Origin of the sequence: Microbacterium atlanticum (assembly GCF_015277815.1) — a bacterium.
Classification (GTDB): Bacteria; Actinomycetota; Actinomycetes; order Actinomycetales; family Microbacteriaceae; genus Microbacterium; species Microbacterium atlanticum.
In genome coordinates this window covers 3,513,995-3,530,903 of the sequence record NZ_CP063813.1, presented here as the reverse complement: position 1 = coordinate 3,530,903, position 16,909 = coordinate 3,513,995, and the positions used below count along the sequence as shown (strand labels likewise).

General features: G+C 70.0%; 17 protein-coding genes. 12 read left to right on the top strand and 5 right to left on the bottom strand.

Annotated features, from left to right (window positions below):
- Positions 1-244: 244 nt before the first annotated feature.
- Genes IR212_RS16150 through IR212_RS16130 form a run of 5 tightly spaced genes read left to right on the top strand, consistent with a single transcriptional unit; the run spans position 245 to position 5,027 of the window.
- Complete coding sequence (locus IR212_RS16150) at positions 245-1,024, top strand: ABC transporter ATP-binding protein (RefSeq protein WP_194396869.1); 780 nt, start codon at positions 245-247, stop codon at positions 1,022-1,024.
- Positions 1,011-1,721, top strand: coding sequence for an ABC transporter ATP-binding protein (locus tag IR212_RS16145; RefSeq protein WP_194396868.1), 711 nt, complete (start codon positions 1,011-1,013; stop codon positions 1,719-1,721). The genes IR212_RS16150 and IR212_RS16145 overlap by 14 nt, the downstream gene beginning before the upstream one ends.
- Position 1,722: 1 nt before the next feature.
- Positions 1,723-2,604, top strand: coding sequence for a branched-chain amino acid ABC transporter permease (locus tag IR212_RS16140; protein WP_194396867.1), 882 nt, complete (start codon positions 1,723-1,725; stop codon positions 2,602-2,604).
- On the top strand, positions 2,604-3,734 hold the full coding sequence (locus tag IR212_RS16135; protein ID WP_194396866.1) for a branched-chain amino acid ABC transporter permease: 1,131 nt from the start codon (positions 2,604-2,606) through the stop codon (positions 3,732-3,734). The genes IR212_RS16140 and IR212_RS16135 overlap by 1 nt, the downstream gene beginning before the upstream one ends.
- A 21-nt stretch (positions 3,735-3,755) precedes the next feature.
- Positions 3,756-5,027 (top strand): ABC transporter substrate-binding protein, encoded by a 1,272-nt coding sequence (locus tag IR212_RS16130; protein WP_228479382.1) that lies wholly within the window; start codon positions 3,756-3,758, stop codon positions 5,025-5,027.
- Between the two features lie 82 nt (positions 5,028-5,109).
- Here IR212_RS16130 and IR212_RS16125 read toward each other — a convergent pair whose 3' ends face one another.
- The gene (locus tag IR212_RS16125; RefSeq protein WP_228479381.1) at positions 5,110-5,778 is read right to left on the bottom strand and encodes a GntR family transcriptional regulator; all 669 of its coding nucleotides are present in this window, start codon (positions 5,776-5,778) and stop codon (positions 5,110-5,112) included.
- A 221-nt stretch (positions 5,779-5,999) separates the two neighbouring features.
- Between IR212_RS16125 and IR212_RS16120 the strand changes: the two genes are divergently transcribed.
- Positions 6,000-7,496 carry an aldehyde dehydrogenase family protein gene (locus IR212_RS16120; protein WP_194396865.1) on the top strand — a complete coding sequence of 499 codons (1,497 nt, stop codon included), beginning with the start codon at positions 6,000-6,002 and terminating at the stop codon, positions 7,494-7,496.
- Between the two features lie 351 nt (positions 7,497-7,847).
- Positions 7,848-8,159 (top strand): hypothetical protein, encoded by a 312-nt coding sequence (locus tag IR212_RS16115; RefSeq protein WP_194396864.1) that lies wholly within the window; start codon positions 7,848-7,850, stop codon positions 8,157-8,159.
- Positions 8,160-8,273: 114 nt separating this feature from the next.
- On the opposite strand, the gene IR212_RS16110 is transcribed toward IR212_RS16115, so the two are convergent.
- The 4 genes from IR212_RS16110 to IR212_RS16095 form a co-directional block, all read right to left on the bottom strand.
- The gene (locus IR212_RS16110; RefSeq protein ID WP_194396863.1) at positions 8,274-8,855 is read right to left on the bottom strand and encodes a PadR family transcriptional regulator; all 582 of its coding nucleotides are present in this window, start codon (positions 8,853-8,855) and stop codon (positions 8,274-8,276) included.
- Positions 8,856-8,968: 113 nt separating this feature from the next.
- On the bottom strand, positions 8,969-10,378 hold the full coding sequence (gene ligM, locus IR212_RS16105; RefSeq protein WP_194396862.1) for a vanillate/3-O-methylgallate O-demethylase: 1,410 nt from the start codon (positions 10,376-10,378) through the stop codon (positions 8,969-8,971).
- 82 nt (positions 10,379-10,460) lie between these two features.
- Positions 10,461-11,336, bottom strand: a complete 876-nt coding sequence (gene purU / locus IR212_RS16100) for a formyltetrahydrofolate deformylase (RefSeq protein WP_194396861.1) — start codon at positions 11,334-11,336, stop codon at positions 10,461-10,463.
- Positions 11,333-12,217, bottom strand: a complete 885-nt coding sequence (locus IR212_RS16095; protein WP_194396860.1) for a methylenetetrahydrofolate reductase — start codon at positions 12,215-12,217, stop codon at positions 11,333-11,335. The genes purU and IR212_RS16095 overlap by 4 nt, the downstream gene beginning before the upstream one ends.
- Before the next feature lie 267 nt (positions 12,218-12,484).
- On the opposite strand from IR212_RS16095, the gene IR212_RS16090 reads away from it, so the two are divergent.
- The 5 genes from IR212_RS16090 (at position 12,485) to IR212_RS16070 (ending at position 16,888) form a co-directional block, all read left to right on the top strand.
- On the top strand, positions 12,485-13,474 hold the full coding sequence (locus IR212_RS16090; RefSeq protein ID WP_194396859.1) for an ABC transporter substrate-binding protein: 990 nt from the start codon (positions 12,485-12,487) through the stop codon (positions 13,472-13,474).
- 136 nt (positions 13,475-13,610) lie between these two features.
- Positions 13,611-14,450 carry an ABC transporter permease gene (locus IR212_RS16085; RefSeq protein WP_194396858.1) on the top strand — a complete coding sequence of 280 codons (840 nt, stop codon included), beginning with the start codon at positions 13,611-13,613 and terminating at the stop codon, positions 14,448-14,450.
- Complete coding sequence (locus IR212_RS16080) at positions 14,447-15,271, top strand: ABC transporter permease (protein WP_194396857.1); 825 nt, start codon at positions 14,447-14,449, stop codon at positions 15,269-15,271. The genes IR212_RS16085 and IR212_RS16080 overlap by 4 nt, the downstream gene beginning before the upstream one ends.
- On the top strand, positions 15,264-16,067 hold the full coding sequence (locus IR212_RS16075; protein WP_194396856.1) for an ABC transporter ATP-binding protein: 804 nt from the start codon (positions 15,264-15,266) through the stop codon (positions 16,065-16,067). Before IR212_RS16080 ends, IR212_RS16075 begins: the two co-directional genes overlap by 8 nt.
- Positions 16,064-16,888: a PaaX family transcriptional regulator gene (locus tag IR212_RS16070; RefSeq protein ID WP_194396855.1), complete on the top strand. Its 825-nt coding sequence runs from the start codon at positions 16,064-16,066 to the stop codon at positions 16,886-16,888. Before IR212_RS16075 ends, IR212_RS16070 begins: the two co-directional genes overlap by 4 nt.
- Positions 16,889-16,909: the final 21 nt, after the last annotated feature.

The window sequence follows — 16,909 nt, the reverse complement described above, 5'->3', positions numbered from 1 at the left end:
TCTGGTTGCGGTCAGCTGGGGTCAGCGTAGGAGCGCGGTCGGGCCGGGCCCGGGACTGATTCCGTTGAACGGAAACGGATGCCTCCCACCGCCGCCGACCGCGCCACGATCGGTGCGAGAGGTCACGGTTGCAAATCTTCACACCAAAATCGTTGACAATCTTTCCGTGAATCCGTAGTTTTCCGCACAGGGGAAGGACTCGAGTCCCCTATCGACCAGACGCGACGACGCGAAAGGCGGGGCCATGGGCGCTCGGCTCGCAGTGCGAGACGTCAGCCTTCATTTCGGCGGCGTCAGCGTGCTCGAGGATGTCACCTTCACGGTCGAGCCCGGACAGATCTTCGGGCTGGTCGGTCCGAACGGCGCAGGCAAGACGTCGCTGTTCAACTGCGTCAGCGGTCACTACCGGCCGAGCTCCGGGTCCATCACGATCGACGGCGCGGAGGTGCTGGGGTCGTCTCCGGCCACCCTCGCGCGGCAGGGGCTTGCGAGGACGTTCCAGCATCCGGCGCTCCAGCTGCGCGAGACCGTCTTGGAGAACGTGCTGCTGGGAGCCCACACGCGTCTGCCCGGGGGACCGGTGGAGTGGTCGCTGCGCATCGCGCGCACCGCTCGCGCGGAGCGGGAGCTGCGGCAGGAAGCCCTCGCGCTGCTCGAGCGCAACGGGCTCGGCTGGGCGGCCGGGATGCGCGCCGACGAGCTCTCGCACGGCCTGCACAAGGGCATCGAGCTGTGCCGGGCGCTGCTGATGAAGCCCGGGCTGCTGCTTCTGGACGAGCCCGCCGCAGGTCTGCCCCACTCGGAGGTCGAGCAGCTCATCGAGACGGTGCGCCGCGTGCGCGACGACGACATCACCGTGGTGATCGTCGAGCACAACATGGGGCTGATCTCGGCGCTCACCGACCGGGTGGTCGTGCTCGACCACGGCCGCAAGCTGATGGAGGGGTCGGCCGCGCAGGCGCAGTCCGACCCGCGCGTCATCGAGGCCTACCTGGGGAAGGATGCCGCCGATGACGCTGCTTGAGCTGGCGGACGTGCGCGCGTTCTACGGGCGCGTGCAGGTGCTCGAGGGCGTGTCGCTGACGGTGCCGGACGGCGGGGCGGTCGGCATCCTGGGGGCCAACGGCGCCGGGAAGACGACCACGCTGCGCGCGATCTGCGGGACGGTGCGCTCCGCCGGCACGATCCGCTTCGACGGGAAGGAGCTGCGCGGTCTCCGCCCCGACCAGGTCGCCGCGCGCGGGATCGCGCACGTCCCCGAGGGCCGAGGCACGCTGTCCGACCTCACCGTCCGCGAGAACCTCAAGGTCGGCGCCTATCGCCGCCGCGACGCCAAAGCCGTCCGCGCCGACATGGACTACTGCCTCGACCTGTTCCCGCAGCTGCAGAACCGCATCCGCTCGAACGGCTCCGCCCTGTCCGGCGGCGAGCAGCAGATGCTCGCCATCGCGCGCGCCATCATGTCGAAGCCCCGGCTGCTTCTGCTGGACGAGGCATCCCTCGGGCTCGCCCCCAGCACCGCGAAGTCCGTGTACCAGGCGATCGGGCGGCTGCGCAGCGAGTCCGGCATCGCGATGCTCGTCGTCGAGCAGAACGCGAACCTGGCCTTCACCCTCGTCGACAGCGCGACCGTGCTCGAGACGGGGCGCAACGTCCTCACCGGTTCCTCGGCGGAGCTGCGGGGCATGGACGAGATCCGCCGCGCGTACCTGGGAGGCTGACGTGGGCACCTTCATCCAGCTCGTCATCGACGGCCTCTCGACCGGGTCGATCTACGCCGCGCTGGCGCTCGCGATCGTGCTGGTGAACCAGGCGACCGGCCTCATCAACTTCGCGCAGGGCGGCATGGCGGTGCTGTCGGCGTATATCGCGTGGGTGCTCAACGGGTTCGGCATCCCTCTCCTGCTCGCGATCCTGGCCGCCGTCGTGATCTCGTTCTTCCTGGGCGCCGTCATCGAGCGCTTCCTCATCCGGCGCTTCGAGGGGGGCGACCCCGACACCGCGGTCGTCGCCACGATCGGCCTCCTGACGCTCATCACCGGACTGTGCGCCTGGATCTGGACGTACAACAACCGGCTGTTCCCGTCGCTGTTCCCGCTCGAGACCGTGCAGATCGCCGGTGCCGTCATCAGCGTGCGCTCGCTCGGCACGATCGTGGTGATCGTCGCGATCATGCTGCTGCTGCAGGCGCTGTTCCTCGGCACCAAGCTCGGCCTCGCCCTTCGCGCGGTGGCGATCAACCCCGCCTCGGCGGCGTTCTCCGGGGTGAACGTCGGCCGCAACCTCATGGTGGGCTGGGGACTGGCGGCCGTGCTCGGCGCCGTCGCCGGCGTCCTCGTGGCTCCGCAGCTGACCCTCACCCCCGGCATGATGGACTCCGCGCTGGTCTACGCCCTCGCCGCCTGCATCCTGGGCGGACTGTCGAGCCCGATCGGCGTCGTCGTGGCCGCGTGGCTCATCGGCGTGCTGGAGAACCTCGCCGCGGTGTACGTGCCCTTCATCGGGCACGACCTCAAGATCGCGGTGCCGTTCATCCTCATCTTCGTCGTGCTGATCGTGAGGCCCCAGGGCCTCTTCGGGCGGAAAGCGGTGGTGCGCGTCTGATGGCTGCCAACACGGACCTCTCGACCCGAACCCGGGTGCTCGGCCGCCCCTGGGTGCCGTGGGCCGCGGCCGGCCTCGTCATCGTGCTCATGATCGTGTTGCCGCTGATCCTCCCCGAGTTCGCCAATCAGACCATCGCCCGCATCGGCGTCTTCGCCGTCGCCGTGCTCGGGCTGAACGTGGTGATGGGGTACACCGGGCAGGTGTCGCTCGGGCAGATCTTCTTCGTCGGCGTCGGTGCCTACGTGACGGCGTTCGGCGTGAACGCCGACTGGAACATCGTGCTCATCTTCGTCCTGGCCTGCCTCGTCCCCGCGGTCATCGGGCTGCTCATCGCGCTCGCCGCGGCCCGGCTCGGGGGCCTCGCCATCGCCATGGTGACCATCGCGCTGCCCATCGTGGGGGTGCCGCTGGCCAAGCGGCTGTCGGACTTCACCGGCGGCTCGCAGGGCACCTCGGCGCGCTTCTCCAGCGCGCCCGAGTGGACGGGCCTCTACGACGACCAGTGGCAGCTGTACATCGTCTTCCTCATCGGCGGCATCACGTTCCTGCTCACCCGCAACCTCGTGCGCGGCAAGTACGGGCGGGCCTTCGCGATCGTCAAGAACAATGAGGCTGTCGCCGGCTCCATGGGGATCTCCCCGTACCGCTACAAGGTGCTCGCCTTCACGATCGCCTCGCTCATCGGCGGCGTGAGCGGGTTCCTGTACATGGTCGTGATCCAGTACACCTCGCCCGAGACGCTGAACTTCGGTCACTCGATCGAGCTGCTCGCGGCCATGGTCATCGGCGGCGCCGGCAGCATCATCGGCTCGCTGCTCGGCGGCGTCTGGTACGTCATCGTGCCGTACGTCACCGGCATCATCGATCCGAACATCACCGCTCTGCTGCAGGGCGCGATCCTCCTGATCGTGCTGTTCATCCTGCCCGGCGGGCTGGTGTCGCTGCCGCGACTGTGGCGTCGCCGGGGACGCGACGCCGGCCGTGGCGGCGGAGTGCTCGGCGATGACGGGCAGCCCGATGCCGCGGCATCCGTCACCGGCACTCCCACGGTGGGCGACGCGCTCGGCGCGCCGTCGGCCGGCGGTCCCTCGAAGCCCTCACCACCACCCCCTACGACGCAGTCGTAATCACACAGAGAGGCAGGATCCATGAGCACCAATCGCAGAAGGATGCGCGTCGCCTCGGTCGTCGCGGGGATCGGCATCGTCGCCGTCCTCGCCGCCGGCTGCGCGCGCGGCGGCGGCTCGCCCGACAGCACGGACGAGGGCGGCGGCGCCGCCGCGAGCCCCGGCATCACCGACGAATCGATCACGCTGGGCATCACCACCCCGCTGTCGGGCCCGACAGCCGGACCGGGCACGTGCACCGTCGCCGGCATCACGGCGTATTTCGGCGCGAGGAACGCCGAGGGCGGTGTGGAGTTCGGCGACGGCAACACCCGCACCGTCGAGATCGAGGCGCTGGACGATGAGTACGACCCGCAGAAGGCCAAGGCCAACTACGACCAGCTCAAGAGCAGCGTGTTCGCGATGACGGCGGGCCTCGGCACGCCGACGAACCGCGCGTGGCTGGATGCGGCGATCGCCGACGAGGTGCCGCAGGTGCTGATCATGACCGGCGACCCGATCTTCAGCAACCAGGAGGAGAGCCCGTGGCAGCTCGGGTTCGTCCCGATCTACCAGAACGAGGGCGAGGCGTTCGGCGAGCTGCTGGCCGGCTCGGCCGAAGAGCACAAGGTCGCGATCCTGTCGCAGAACGACGACTACGGCGAGGGGTACGTCGAGGGCTTCAAGACCGCCATCGAGGGTGCCGACAACATCGAGATCGTGAAGGAGCTCACGTACGAGGCCACCGACACCTCGGTCGACGCGCAGCTGACCGAGCTGGCCGGATCGGGCGCCGACGTCTTCTTCAACGCGATGTCGATCACCCCGCTGGTGATCTCGTCGCTGCAGAAGGCGCAGGAGCTCGGATGGCTCCCGTCGTGGTTCCTGCCGTCGAACACCTCGAGCCCGACGGCGATCCTCGAGCCCGGCGGCGCCGCGGCGTTCCCCGGCGTCTACACGGTGGCCTTCGCCCAGTCGGCGGCCGCCCCGACGTTCGCCGAGAGCGAGGAGGGTGCGGCCTTCCTCGAGCAGCTGAACGAGTACGCCGACTATCCGGACGTCCCGGCGTTCCCGCACTGCGTCTGGTCCTACCAGATCGGCGCGACGCTCGAGGAGGTGTTCGGCAACATGACCGAGCCGACCCGCGAGAACTTCATGGCGGCGCTGCGGGACGTGTCGGGCTTCACGGCACCGCTGATGCTCGAAGGCTCCACGGTCGACACCACCGAGGACGGCCAGCCCGCCGTCTCCACCGTGCAGGTGCAGAAGTACAACGGCAGGGGCTACGCCCCGGCCGAGAGCTGGGACGAGTGACCTGAGGGCACGAGAGAGGGCGGCCGGAGGCATCCGGTCGCCCTCTCGTCGCGCTCGAGCACCGCGGCTGCGTCCGGGCGGATCACTCCATGCCGTGCAGCACCTCGACGATGCCCGACAGGTGGGCGCGGGTGGCGGCCTCGGCGCCGTCGGGATCCTTCGCGAGGATCGCGTCGATGATGGCGATGTGCTCGGGGGCGGAGGTCGCCGCGCGGCCGGGGTGGAAAGCCAGGCGGAACTGGTGGCGTGCGGACTGCGCCCGCAGCCGCTCGAGCAGCTGGGTGGCGGTGCCGTGGCGGCTGAGGTCGCGGATGCGGCGGTCGAGCTCCTGGTTCAGCCGGGAGTACGACATGAGGTCCCCCGCGGCGATCGCGCGCTCGATCTCGGCGCGCAGGTCGCGCAGCGCGGCGGCGTCCGCCGGCGTGAGGTTCTCGGCGGCCTTGCGCGCGCACAGCGTCTCGAGCCCGATGCGCACCTCGACGATCTCGATCGCCTCGTCCACCGAGATGGCGCGCACACGCGCGCCGCGGTTGGGGAGGCGCTCGACGAGGCCCTCGCCGGCGAGGTTCAGCAGCGCCGTGCGCACCGACGCCCGCGAGGCGCCGTAGCGCTCGCTGAGGTCGGCTTCGATGAGCCGCTGATGGGGCGCGAACTGCGCGTCGAGGATCGCGTCGCGGATCTGCTGCGTGAGGTCGGGGCGGTCGGTCGTCTCGGTCTCGCCGAGCACCGCGGCATCCGTCATCTGCGTCATCCCCTCTCGATGCCGTTGTGCGTGCACTGACACTATCTCGCGACTTCGGCGGCCTTGCGAAGCATTTCATACGAAATCTGCGCGAAAATCGTCGACAATCTTGATCCGCCGGTCGCCGAGGGGCAGGCTGGAAGCGACGTCGAACCGCGCAGACCCGGCGCGGCCCAGCGCGGCGCGGGCAGGACCCGCGGCGGAGAACCAGCACAGAGAGGTGGGCGTTCATGAGCGAGACGGCGACCGGCACGACGGTCCGGACCGGCCTGTACATCGGGGGTGAGGAGCGCTTCACCGAGGACGTGCTCACGATCCCCGACCCCGCCAGACCGGGGGCGGTCGTAGGCGAGGCGGCTGCGGCATCCGCCTCGGATGTGACGGATGCCGTCGCCGCGGCGAAGCGGGCGTACCCGGCGTGGGCCGCGCTCACGCCGCAGGAGCGCGCCGCCAAGATGGCCGAGGCCATCGCCGGCATCGCGGACGACCGCGACACCGACGCGGCGATCCTGTCGCAGGAGAACGGCAAGATCCGCCTGGAGGGGTGGATCGACGCACTCGTGTTCGAGCTCCGCTGGAACCTCGCGCTGATGCTCGCCGACGAGGTGGACGCCTCCAAGACGCTGCCGCCGGTGCCGGGCGCGATCCCGGTGTCCACCGACGTGTCGTATCAGCCGCTCGGCGTGGTGACGGTGATCGTGCCGTTCAACTGGCCCATCGCGATCCTGGGCGCATCGCTGCCGCACGCGCTGCTGGCGGGCAACACCGCGATCGTCAAGCCGCCGCCCTCGGCGCCGCTGGCGACGACGCGCGTCGTGCAGCGGGTGGCCGCGAAGCTGCCCCCCGGCGTGCTCAACGTCGTGACCGGCCGCGACCAGGACATGGCGGGGCTCATCCAGAACCCCGACGTCGCCAAGGTCTGCTTCACCGGCAGCGTGAACGGCGGCAAGCGGATCATGGAGATGGCGTCCAAGACGCTGACCCGCGTGACGCTGGAGCTCGGCGGCAACGACGCGGCGGTGTTCCTCGAGGACGCGATCCTCGACGACGCGCACCTCGACCGGCTGTTCGCGGCGATCTACGACACGACCGGCCAGATCTGCATGAACGCGAAGCGGGTGTTCGTGCACCGCTCGCGCATGGACGAGCTCGTCGCCGGGCTCACCGCGCGGCTCGAGCAGGTCAAGCTCGGGCGCGGCCTCGACGAGGGCACGACGATGGGTCCGCTGCACCAGCCCGCGCAGAAGGCGTTCGTCGATGAGATCATCCAGGAGGCGAAGGATGCCGGCGCCGACGTCCGCGAGTTCGGCGAGCTTCCCGGCGGCGAGCTCGAGGGCGGCAACTTCGTGCGGCCGGCAATCGTCGTCGACCCCGACCCGCAGCTGCGCGTCGTGACGCAGGAGCAGTTCGGGCCCGTCATCCCGGTGATCCCGTTCGATGACGAGGCGGAGGCCGTGCGCCTTGCCAACGATACGTGGGGCGGCCTGTGCGGCTCGGTGTGGACCGGGTCGCCCGAGGCGGCGCAGCGCGTCGGGTCCCAGCTGGTGTGCGGCTACGTGTGGGTCAACGACCACGGGGCGACGCGCCTGGACCTGCGGGCGCCGTTCGGCGGCATGAAGCAGTCCGGCTTCGGTCGCGAGCAGGGCATCGAAGGTGTGCGCGCGTTCCAGGACACCCGCTCGATCGCGACCATCGACCCGGAGGCGCTGGCGTCGATGGCCCACTGACGGGGGCGTCCGGGGCGTTCGGTTGGCGCGGATGGCCGCTTCCCCTCGTGGGAGGCGACCATTCGCGTCGTCCGAAGGCGCGCCCCTCGGGTTGAGGTGGCACGAGTGGTCGAATCGCCTTGGACGAGGCATCCGTTCGCGTCACTTGAAGGACGTGCCTGCGCGTTGAGGTGGCGCGAGTGGCCGCATCGCCTTGGACGAGGCGACCATTTCCTCCGGAGACCTCGGAGCGCACATCAGGCGCCTGCAGACCGCGTTGGTCAGGCCTGCGGGTGACGCCGGTACGTCCTGAGCGAGCGGATGCCGCGCGCTGACCCGGGCAGCGTGCTCGCGGCGGTCTACATTCGAACGATGAGGGTGCCCGTGGGAGCTGTCGTCATCGCGATCATCTCCGGGGTGCTGCTGCTCGGCGGCGCGATCGTCCTGTTCGCGTCGAGTGCGGCGGAAGCGGCATCCTTCGGCTGGTTCGCCTATCAGCCGCTCGCGGGTGCCGTCTTCTTCCCGGGTTCGCTCATCGTGATGACACCGCTGATGACGACGGCCGCCGCTGTCGGCATCATCGGCCTCGTGGGGTTGGGCGCGACCGCAGGGTACGTGCTGGGCCGGCGACGTGCGCCCCGGGCCGCCCGAGACGGATCCTCCAAGTCGCCGCCCGCCCCTTGAGGTGGCGCGAATGGCGGCCTCCGCACGCGGGATGCGGCGATTCGCGTCAGCTGAGGCGGGGCACACCCGCGGCGAGACCTCGCGCACGCCAAGACCCGGACGGCTGGGACGGGGTCAGCGCTCGAGGCGCTCCACCAAGGCCAGCCCGCGGCGGGCCCACGCGATCTCGCCCTGCGCGCGCTCCACGAGGCCCTCGTACGCGAAGCGCTTGTAGGCGATGGTGCGCTCGCGGTCGGCATCCGCCGTCACGGCCAGGCGTCGTACGAGCATCGGGTTCGCGACCGCGTCGATGCGCTCCAGCTCGCCCTCCCACTGGGCCAGCTCGCCCTCCCACTGTGCGATGTGCCGCTCGAGGAACGCGCGCGCCGCGTCGGGCGGCGCCGCCTCCAGGTACGCGGCGCGGAGATGGGCAGGGTCGCGCACCCGCTGGTAGTCCAGGGGTGCGGCCATCCAGTCCAGGAACGCCCGGTTTCCGGCATCCGTCACGTGATAGATGCGACGCGTGCCGCGCTCGCCGCGGGCCTGCTCCTCGCCCTCGATGAGGCCGGCTTCCTCCATCTTGCGCAGCTCGGGGTAGATCTGCGAGTCGGGCGCATGCCACACGTGACCCACCGACTGGTGGAACTGCTTCTGCAGGTCGTAGCCCGACAGCGGCCCCACCCGCAGGATGGCCAGCAGCGCGTAGCGCAGACTCATGCGACTCCTCTCCTTCCCGAGACTATCGATGAGCGGATGCCTCGCCCCGCCGTCACCGGAATGCTGCGAGGGGGCCCGCCCGGCGCGGGCGGACCCCCTCGGGTCGGATGCGGTCAGGCGGATTCCTGATATCCGGTGCGCCAGCCGCCGTGGTACGTCTGGCGGGCCACCGTCGAATACGGCACCGGCGAGACCACCGCGCGCACCTCCAGCTGCCGGTGCGGCTCGACCGACGCCTTCTTGGTGCCGCCGTCGGGCTCGCCCCAGACGACCGTGACCTCGGCGCCCTCGGGCACGTCGGGGTTGACCGTCGCGAGCGACAGCGCGCGCTTCTCGTTCGCGCTGTAGCCGGTGAACATCGAGAATCCGACCACCTCGCCGCCGGCATCCGTCACCGCGTCGTAGTTGGCCGACCCGTAGTTGGCCAGCGGGAGGTCGAAGAACTTGTAGCTCTCCTGCTCGGTGTCGAAGAGCGACGCGAAGATCTTCGTGACGTCCTCGGCGTTCCACGCGAGGGTGACCTTGCGGCGCTGCGTGGCCGGGTCGATCTTCTCCAGCGCATCGCGGCCGATGAAGTCGTGGTCGAACTTCACGAACGAGCCGTAGCCGAGCTCCCACGGCGTCAGGTAGTAGTCCTCGATGTTCTGCGACACGAAGGAGCCGGCGAGCGTGCCGGTCGCCTCGTAGCTGTCGACGCCGAGCCACTCGCGGTAGCCGCGCTCCTCCTCGCCGGAGTAGATCGCCGGCAGCGGCGACGGGATCCAGCCGGACTCGAGCGTGTTCGACGGGTAGGCGCGCGAGCCGACGGGTACGAGCCCGAACTCCTGGCCGGCCTCGACGATGATGTCGCGCACGCGGTGGTGGTCCTCGTACGGTCCCCAGATCTCCAGACCCGGCGCGCCGGCCATGCCGTGGCGCAGGGTGCGGACGTTCGCGCCGCCCACCTGCATCTCGGACATCGCGAAGAACTTCAGCTGCTCGAGGGGCCCGCCGTTGAGCTTCTCGATGACCTGCCAGGCCGCAGGGCCCTGGATCTGGAACCGGTAGTAGCGCCGGCTCACCGCGTCGCCGTAGGGGCGCGAGGGCGAGCGGCGGTCGACGGTGACGTCGAGGTTCGCGTAGCCGCCCGTCTCACCGTGGTACAGCAGCCAGTTCGAGGCGGGCGCGCGGCCCACGTAGACGTACTCGTCCTCGGCCTCGTGGAACAGGATGCCATCGCCGATGACGTGCCCCGACGCGGTCGTCGGCACGTACTGCTTGGCGCGGTTCACGGGGAAGGTCGCGACGGAGTTGATCGCCGTGTCGGAGATCAGCCTGATCGCGTCCGAGCCCTTGAGGAACACGTTGTCCATGTGGTGCGACTGGTCGTAGAGCACGGCGGTGTCCCGCCACGCCTTCTGCTCCTTGATCCAGTTCTGGAAGTCCGCGGGGACCACCGGGTAGATGTACGAGCCGATCTGCGAGTTGCGCAGCATCTCGACGGGGTTCTGCCCGTCGATGAGCTCCTGCAGATTCTTCGCCATGATGAACCTCTCTGTTCTGGGGATGTGGGTTTCGGTGACGGATGCCGCGGCCGCGCGCTTCGGCGGGCGCGGCGACCCGGGGCTAGGTGAAGACGATCGTGTGGTTGCCGTGCCGGATCACGCGGTCCTCGGCGTGCCACTGGACGGCGCGGGAGAGCACCGCGCGCTCGACGTAGGCCCCGCGTGCCTGCAGATCCGCGGCGGTCATCGCGTGCGTGACGCGGGCGACGTCCTGCTCGATGATCGGGCCCTCGTCCAGGTCCTCGGTGACGTAGTGGCTGGTCGCGCCGATCAGCTTCACGCCGCGCTCCTTCGCCTTGCGGTACGGAGCTGCCCCGATGAAGGCGGGAAGGAACGAGTGGTGGATGTTGATGACCGGCACGCCGACCGCGTCGAGGAACGAGTCGGAGAGGATCTGCATGTAGCGGGCCAGCACGACGAAGTCGACGTTGCCCTTCAGCAGCTCGACGATCTTGGCCTCGGCGGCCGACTTGTCGGGACCCTGCGACGGCACGTGGAAGAAGGGGATGCCGAACGAGCGGACGTCCTCCGCGGTGTTGGTGTGGTTCGAGATCACCATCGGGATCGTCACCGGCAGCTCGCCGCGGCGATGCCGCCACAAGAGCTCGAGGAGGCAGTGGTCGCTCGTCGAGACCAGGATCGCCATGCGCTTGGGGATGGACTGGTCGGTCACGCGCCATTCCATCCCGAGCGCGCCGAGCGTGTTGTCGAGGTCGGCCTCGAGCTCGGGCAGCGCCGCCTGCAGGTCGGGTCGGTGGAAGACCACCCGCTGGAAGAACTCGCCGCCCTCGGGGTTGTCGGAGTACTGGTCGAGGGTCACGATGTTGCCGCGGTTGCGCGCGATGAGCGCCGTGACGGCCGCGACGAGACCGGGCTTGTCGGGTCCGTGGACGGTCAGGCAGGCGTGGTCGCGGTGCGTCTCGAGGTGCGCCGTCATCGGCGAGCCCCCGAGGACTGCGCGGCGACGAACTCCCGCGCCCACTGCGACGTCGCCAGGAGTCCGCCGAAGGTGTAGAAGTGCAGCTTCACGTCGCCGGTCTTCGGGTCGGACGAGAGCAGCTCCGCCATGTCGGAGACGAAGCGGTCGGGTCCTGCCGTTCCCATGAGGTTCGTCAGCGAGAATCCGTACTTCTTCACGATCATCGCGTTCGCGCCGATCCCGAAGCGCCGGGCGAAGCCGAGGAGGCGCTTGATGCCGGCGGGGCCGGGCGTGCCGATCCGGATCTGCGCCTCGATGCCGCGCTCGCGCACCTCGCTGATCCACGCCGTGACGGGCTCGGTGTCGAAGGCGAACTGCGTGAGGACGACGGCATCCAGCCCCTGCTGAGCCAGCGCGAGCGCCTTCTCGTCGAGGTGGCGCCACAGCACGTCGCTGGAGATGTCGGGGTGACCCTCGGGATACCCCGCGATCGACACCTCCGTGGCGCCGTACTTCTGCAGCAGGCCCGAGCGGATGAGTGTGAGGGAGTCCGGGTAGGGACCGGCGGGCTCGGCCGGGTCGCCGCCCACCGCGAAGACGTGCTCGGTGGCGCCGACCTCCTGCAGGCGGCCGAGGAACTCCTCGAGCTGGTCCTGCGACTCCAGGCGCCGGGCCGAGATGTGGGGGACCGGCACGAAGCCCATGTCCTTGACCGCCTTCGCGGCCGCGACCCGCATCTCGAGGTCCTCGTTGCCGAGGAAGGTCACGTTGATCTTCGTGCCCTGCGGGATGGTCTCGCGGGCCTCCTGGAGCCCGGGGATGTCCTTGCCGGTCATCTCGAGCGAGAAGCCCTCGACCAGGGCGGCCGCCTGGGGGGAAGCGGGGGTCGCGTGCGTCATGCGTGAGGTCCTTTCCTCTGCGGGGCGTCGCTGCCCCGGTGTCACCAGAATACCTATGGTCATAGGTATTGGCAATAGGGACGTTGTCTTGCGCGGCCCGGTGGGTGATAGTTCAACAAAACGGTGACGGGCGTCACGAAACCATTGACAATGGCTCGCCGGTGGCGGACGATGAAGTCAGTCCGGCACGCCGCGGTGGGGACTCCGACTCCGGTCGGGCAGGCCGCGGCGACCGGTGAACCCGCACCGTTCACGAGAGGCCCGTCAATGAAGAAGAGTCTTGCCACCATCGGCGTGCTCGCCGCCGCCGCGATCGCGCTGGCCGGCTGCACCGATTCCGCCGCCGAGCCGGAGTCCACCGCCACCTCCACCGGCGATGCGGGCTCGGGCGAGCTGACGACCGTCCGCGTCGCCGCCCTTCCCATCGCCGAGACCGGCGCCCTCTGGGCCGCCATGGAAGAGGGCATCTTCGAGGAGCACGGTCTCGAGATCGAGGTCGTCCCGTCGCAGGGCGGCGCCAACGCGATCCCGGCCCTGCTGAGCGGCGACATCCAGTTCGCCATCGGCCAGCCGTTCGGCCCCATCCGCGCAGACCTCCAGGACCTCGGCGTCGTGATCGTCGGCAACTACGCCAACAGCAACGCCGAGGGCGACGACGTCAACGCCGTCGTGGCGCTCGGCGACGCCGGCATCACGCGGCCCGCGGACCTCGCGGGCAAGAAGGTGTCTGTCAACACGATCGGCGCGGCCGGCGACCTCACCATCCGCAAGGCCGTGCAGGACGACGGCGGCGACCCCTCGACGATCGAGTTCGTCGAGGTCGCCTTCCCCGATGTGCCGGCGCAGCTCGAGGCCGGCACGATGGACGCGGCGTGGGCGCCCGACCCGTTCCGCGGCATCATCGTCGGCGGGGGCGGCGTCTCGGTGGTCCAGCCCTACCAGGCGACGATCCCCGGCCTGACCGTGCTCACCAACATCACGACGCAGGCCATGCTGGATGAGGACCCCGAGCTCGTCACGGCGTACTCCGAGGCGATGGCCGAGGCCCTCGACTGGGCGGCCGAGAACGAGGAGGCCGTCCGCGCGGCGATCGCCACGAACCTCGAGATCCCCGAGGAGGCCGCCGCGGGCATCGTCCTTCCGACCTTCACGTGGGACCTCGCCGACGCCGGCATCGAGGACCTCGGCGCGCTCGCGGTCGAGTTCGCCTACATCGACGCCGAGCCCGACTACGACCGTCTGCTGCAGCAGCAGTAGTTGCACGACGAGAGGGTGACGGATGCCGCGGCGCGCGGCATCCGTTCCCCCTCCGCGTGCCCTCCCGACGTCTTCCGGCGTCATCCTTCCCGGCGTCGTCACCCCGACGTCGCCCTCCCAACGATCGGAGCCGCCGATGGCCGTCGCCGACGCCCCCATGATCGTCGCCACGCCGCCCCGCAGGCGCAGCCCGCGGCGCATGCGCACCGTCCGAAAGGTCGTGCTCGGGTTCGCCGGTGTCGTCGGGTTCCTCGTGACCTGGCAGCTGCTGCCCACGCTGGGCCTGGTCGATCCGCGGTACTTCCCCAGCGCCACGACCACCCTCGCCGCCCTCGGGCAGGAGCTGCGCGACCTCGAGTTCTGGCGCAACGTCGGGCGGACGATGACCGCCTGGGGCATCGGGCTGGTCATCGCGACCGTGCTCGCGACCGTGCTGGGCACGATCATCGGCCTCGTGCCGTTCCTGCGCCGGGCGACCCATACGACGGTGGAGTTCCTCCGTCCGATCCCGTCGGTCGCGCTCATCCCGCTCGCGATCCTGATGTTCGGGCTTCGGATCGAGGCGGCGCTCGTGATCATCGTGTACGCCAGCTTCTGGCAGGTCTTCATCCAGGTGCTGTACGGCGTGGCCGACGTGGACACCGTCGCCCGCGACACGGCGCGCAGCTTCGGACTGTCTCGCGGCTCGCGCGTCGTGAACCTCGTCTTCCCCACCGCCCTTCCGTACCTCATGACGGGTCTGCGCCTGGCCGCCGCCGTCGCGCTGATCCTCGCGATCACGGCCGAGATGTTCATCGGCAACCCCGGACTCGGCCGTGAGATCGTGTTCGCGCAGTCCGCCGGCAACTGGCCGACCGTGTACGCCCTGGTGATCGTCACCGGCATCCTGGGCCTCCTCATCAACCTGGTGTTCCGGGCGATCGAGCGCCGCTCGCTCGCGTGGCATCAGTCGGTGCGAGGGGAGGAAGTGCTGTGACCCTCTACACGAGCACGGTCGTGACCCCCCGCAAGCGGCCGCGGGTGTGGGCCAAGATCGGCGAGAACACCCTCTACGCGATCGGGCTGCCGATCCTGCTCCTGGTCATCTGGGGCATCTGGGCCAGCTTCACCACGGCGCGCTTCTTCCCGCCGCCGCTCGAGATCCTCGAGGCGTTCGTCGACACCTGGATCGGGCCGGCGTTCATCACCGACGTGCTGCCCAGCCTCGGCCGGCTCGCGATCGGCATCACGATCTCCATCGTCGTCGGCATCGTCGCCGGCACGCTGATCGGATTGAACCGGTGGCTGCGCGAACTGCTCGAGCCGATGCTCGAGTTCTTCCGCGCCGTCCCCCCGCCCGTGCTGCTTCCCATCGTCGTGGTGCTGATGGGGCCCACCGACGCGATGAAGATCGTGGTGATCGTCGTCGGCTCGGTGTGGCCGATCCTGCTCAACACCATCGAGGGCGTGCGGGCCACGGACTCGGTCATGACCGAGACGGCCCGCTCGTTCGCCGTCACCCAGACCGAGCGCCTGCGCTATCTGGTGCTCCCCGCAGCGAGCCCGCGCATCATGGCCGGCGTGCGGCAGTCGCTGTCGATCGCGCTGATCCTCATGGTGATCTCGGAGCTGGCCTACTCGTCGTCGGGCCTCGGCTACCAGATCGTGTTCTTCCAGCGGAACTATCTCATCGCCGAGATGTGGAGCGGCATCCTGCTTCTCGGTCTCATCGGTATCCTGCTCGCGGCCATCTTCGGTCTCGTCGAGCGGCGCGTGCTGCGCTGGTACCACGGAATCAAGGAGGTGGAGCGTGCGTGAGACGCTTCTGAACGTCGAGCACCTGCGCAAGGTGTACGAATCGACGACGGGCGACGTCGAGGCGATCGGCGACATCAGCTTCCGGATGGATGCCGGCGAGCTGGTGTGCATCGTCGGCCCGAGCGGGTGCGGCAAGACGACGCTGCTGAAGTGCATCGCCGGCCTGCTGAAGCCCACCGAGGGCGTGGTCGAGCTCGACGGCAAGCGCGTGACGTCGCCGCCGCCGAACATGGCGCTCGTCTTCCAGGAGTACGGCCGCAGCCTGTACCCGTGGCTCACGGTGCGGGGGAACGTCGAGCTTCCGCTCAAGCACAAGAAGCTGTCGCGCGCAGACCGCGACCGTCTCATCGACGATGCCCTCACCGCGGTGGGCCTGGACCACGCCTCGAAGAGCTACCCGTGGCAGCTGTCGGGCGGCATGCAGCAGCGCGTCGCGATCGCCCGCGCCGTCGCGTACCAGCCCGAGGTGCTCATCATGGACGAGCCGTTCGCCGCCGTCGACGCACAGACCCGGGCCGATCTGGAGGACCTGGTGCGCAAGCTCCACCGCGAGCGCGGGATGTCGATCCTCTTCGTGACGCACGACATCGACGAGTCGGTGTACCTCGGCGAGCGGGTCGTCGTGCTGTCGAAGTCGCCGACCTGGGTGCAGGAGGACCTCGCGATCGACCTCGCGCCCGAGCGCGACCAGATCACGACGCGCGCGCTGCCGCGCTTCACCGAGCTGCGCACGCACGTGTACGAGCAGATCCAGCGCGCGAAGCGCGGCGAGGCCGTGCGCCCGGAGCCCGCGTGAGCGTTCTCCCCCTCGAAGGCTCGGTCCTCACGCGCAAGCCGCGGCAGCTGCTGCTGGCGTTCTTCGGCGAGTTCGTGTGCGACCGCTACTTCGCTCCGCTGCGGGCGAGCGTGCTGATCGGCGCGCTCGAGAGCGCGGGCGTGGCGGCCTCCGCCGTGCGCACGAACCTCGACCGCATGGTGGCCAGCGGCCTCCTCGAGCGCCGGCGCCTGGGCCGCGAGATCGGGTTCGAGCTGACCGCGCACGGCAGCGAGGTGCTGCGCGAGGCATCCGGCCGCGTGAACGGCCCGGCGCCCTTCGAGCCGCAGGGCGAGGGCTGGACGCTGGTGACCTTCAGCGTGCCGGAGCACCTGCGTGACCTGCGGCACCGCCTGCGGGCGGCCCTGACCTGGTCGGGGTTCGCGGTGCTGCGCGACGGGCTGTGGATCGCGCCGGGCGCGCGGGATCTCGCCGCCGCGCTGGATGCCATCATCCCCGACCTGCCGCCGGGCTCCATCACGGCGTTCTCGGCGTCGGAGCTCGACGGGTTCCCGATGGCCGATGCGGTGCGCGTCGCGTGGGACATCGAGCGCATCCGCGACGCGCATCTGGAGTTCATCGCGCACTGGGAACGGGAGGATGCGGCATCCGACCTCCCGCCCGTCACCGCGCGCACGCTGCTCGTGGCCGACTGGCTCGCGCTGCTGCGCGCGGATCCCCGGCTGCCGCGTCAGTACATGGACGACGACTGGCCCGCCGACCGCTCCGCCGAGCTGTTCACGCGCCGGCACCGCGAGTTCGCCTTCCCCGCCGTGCGGGACTTCGCCGGTCTCGTCGACTGACCAGAGCGCTCCCCGCCGGCC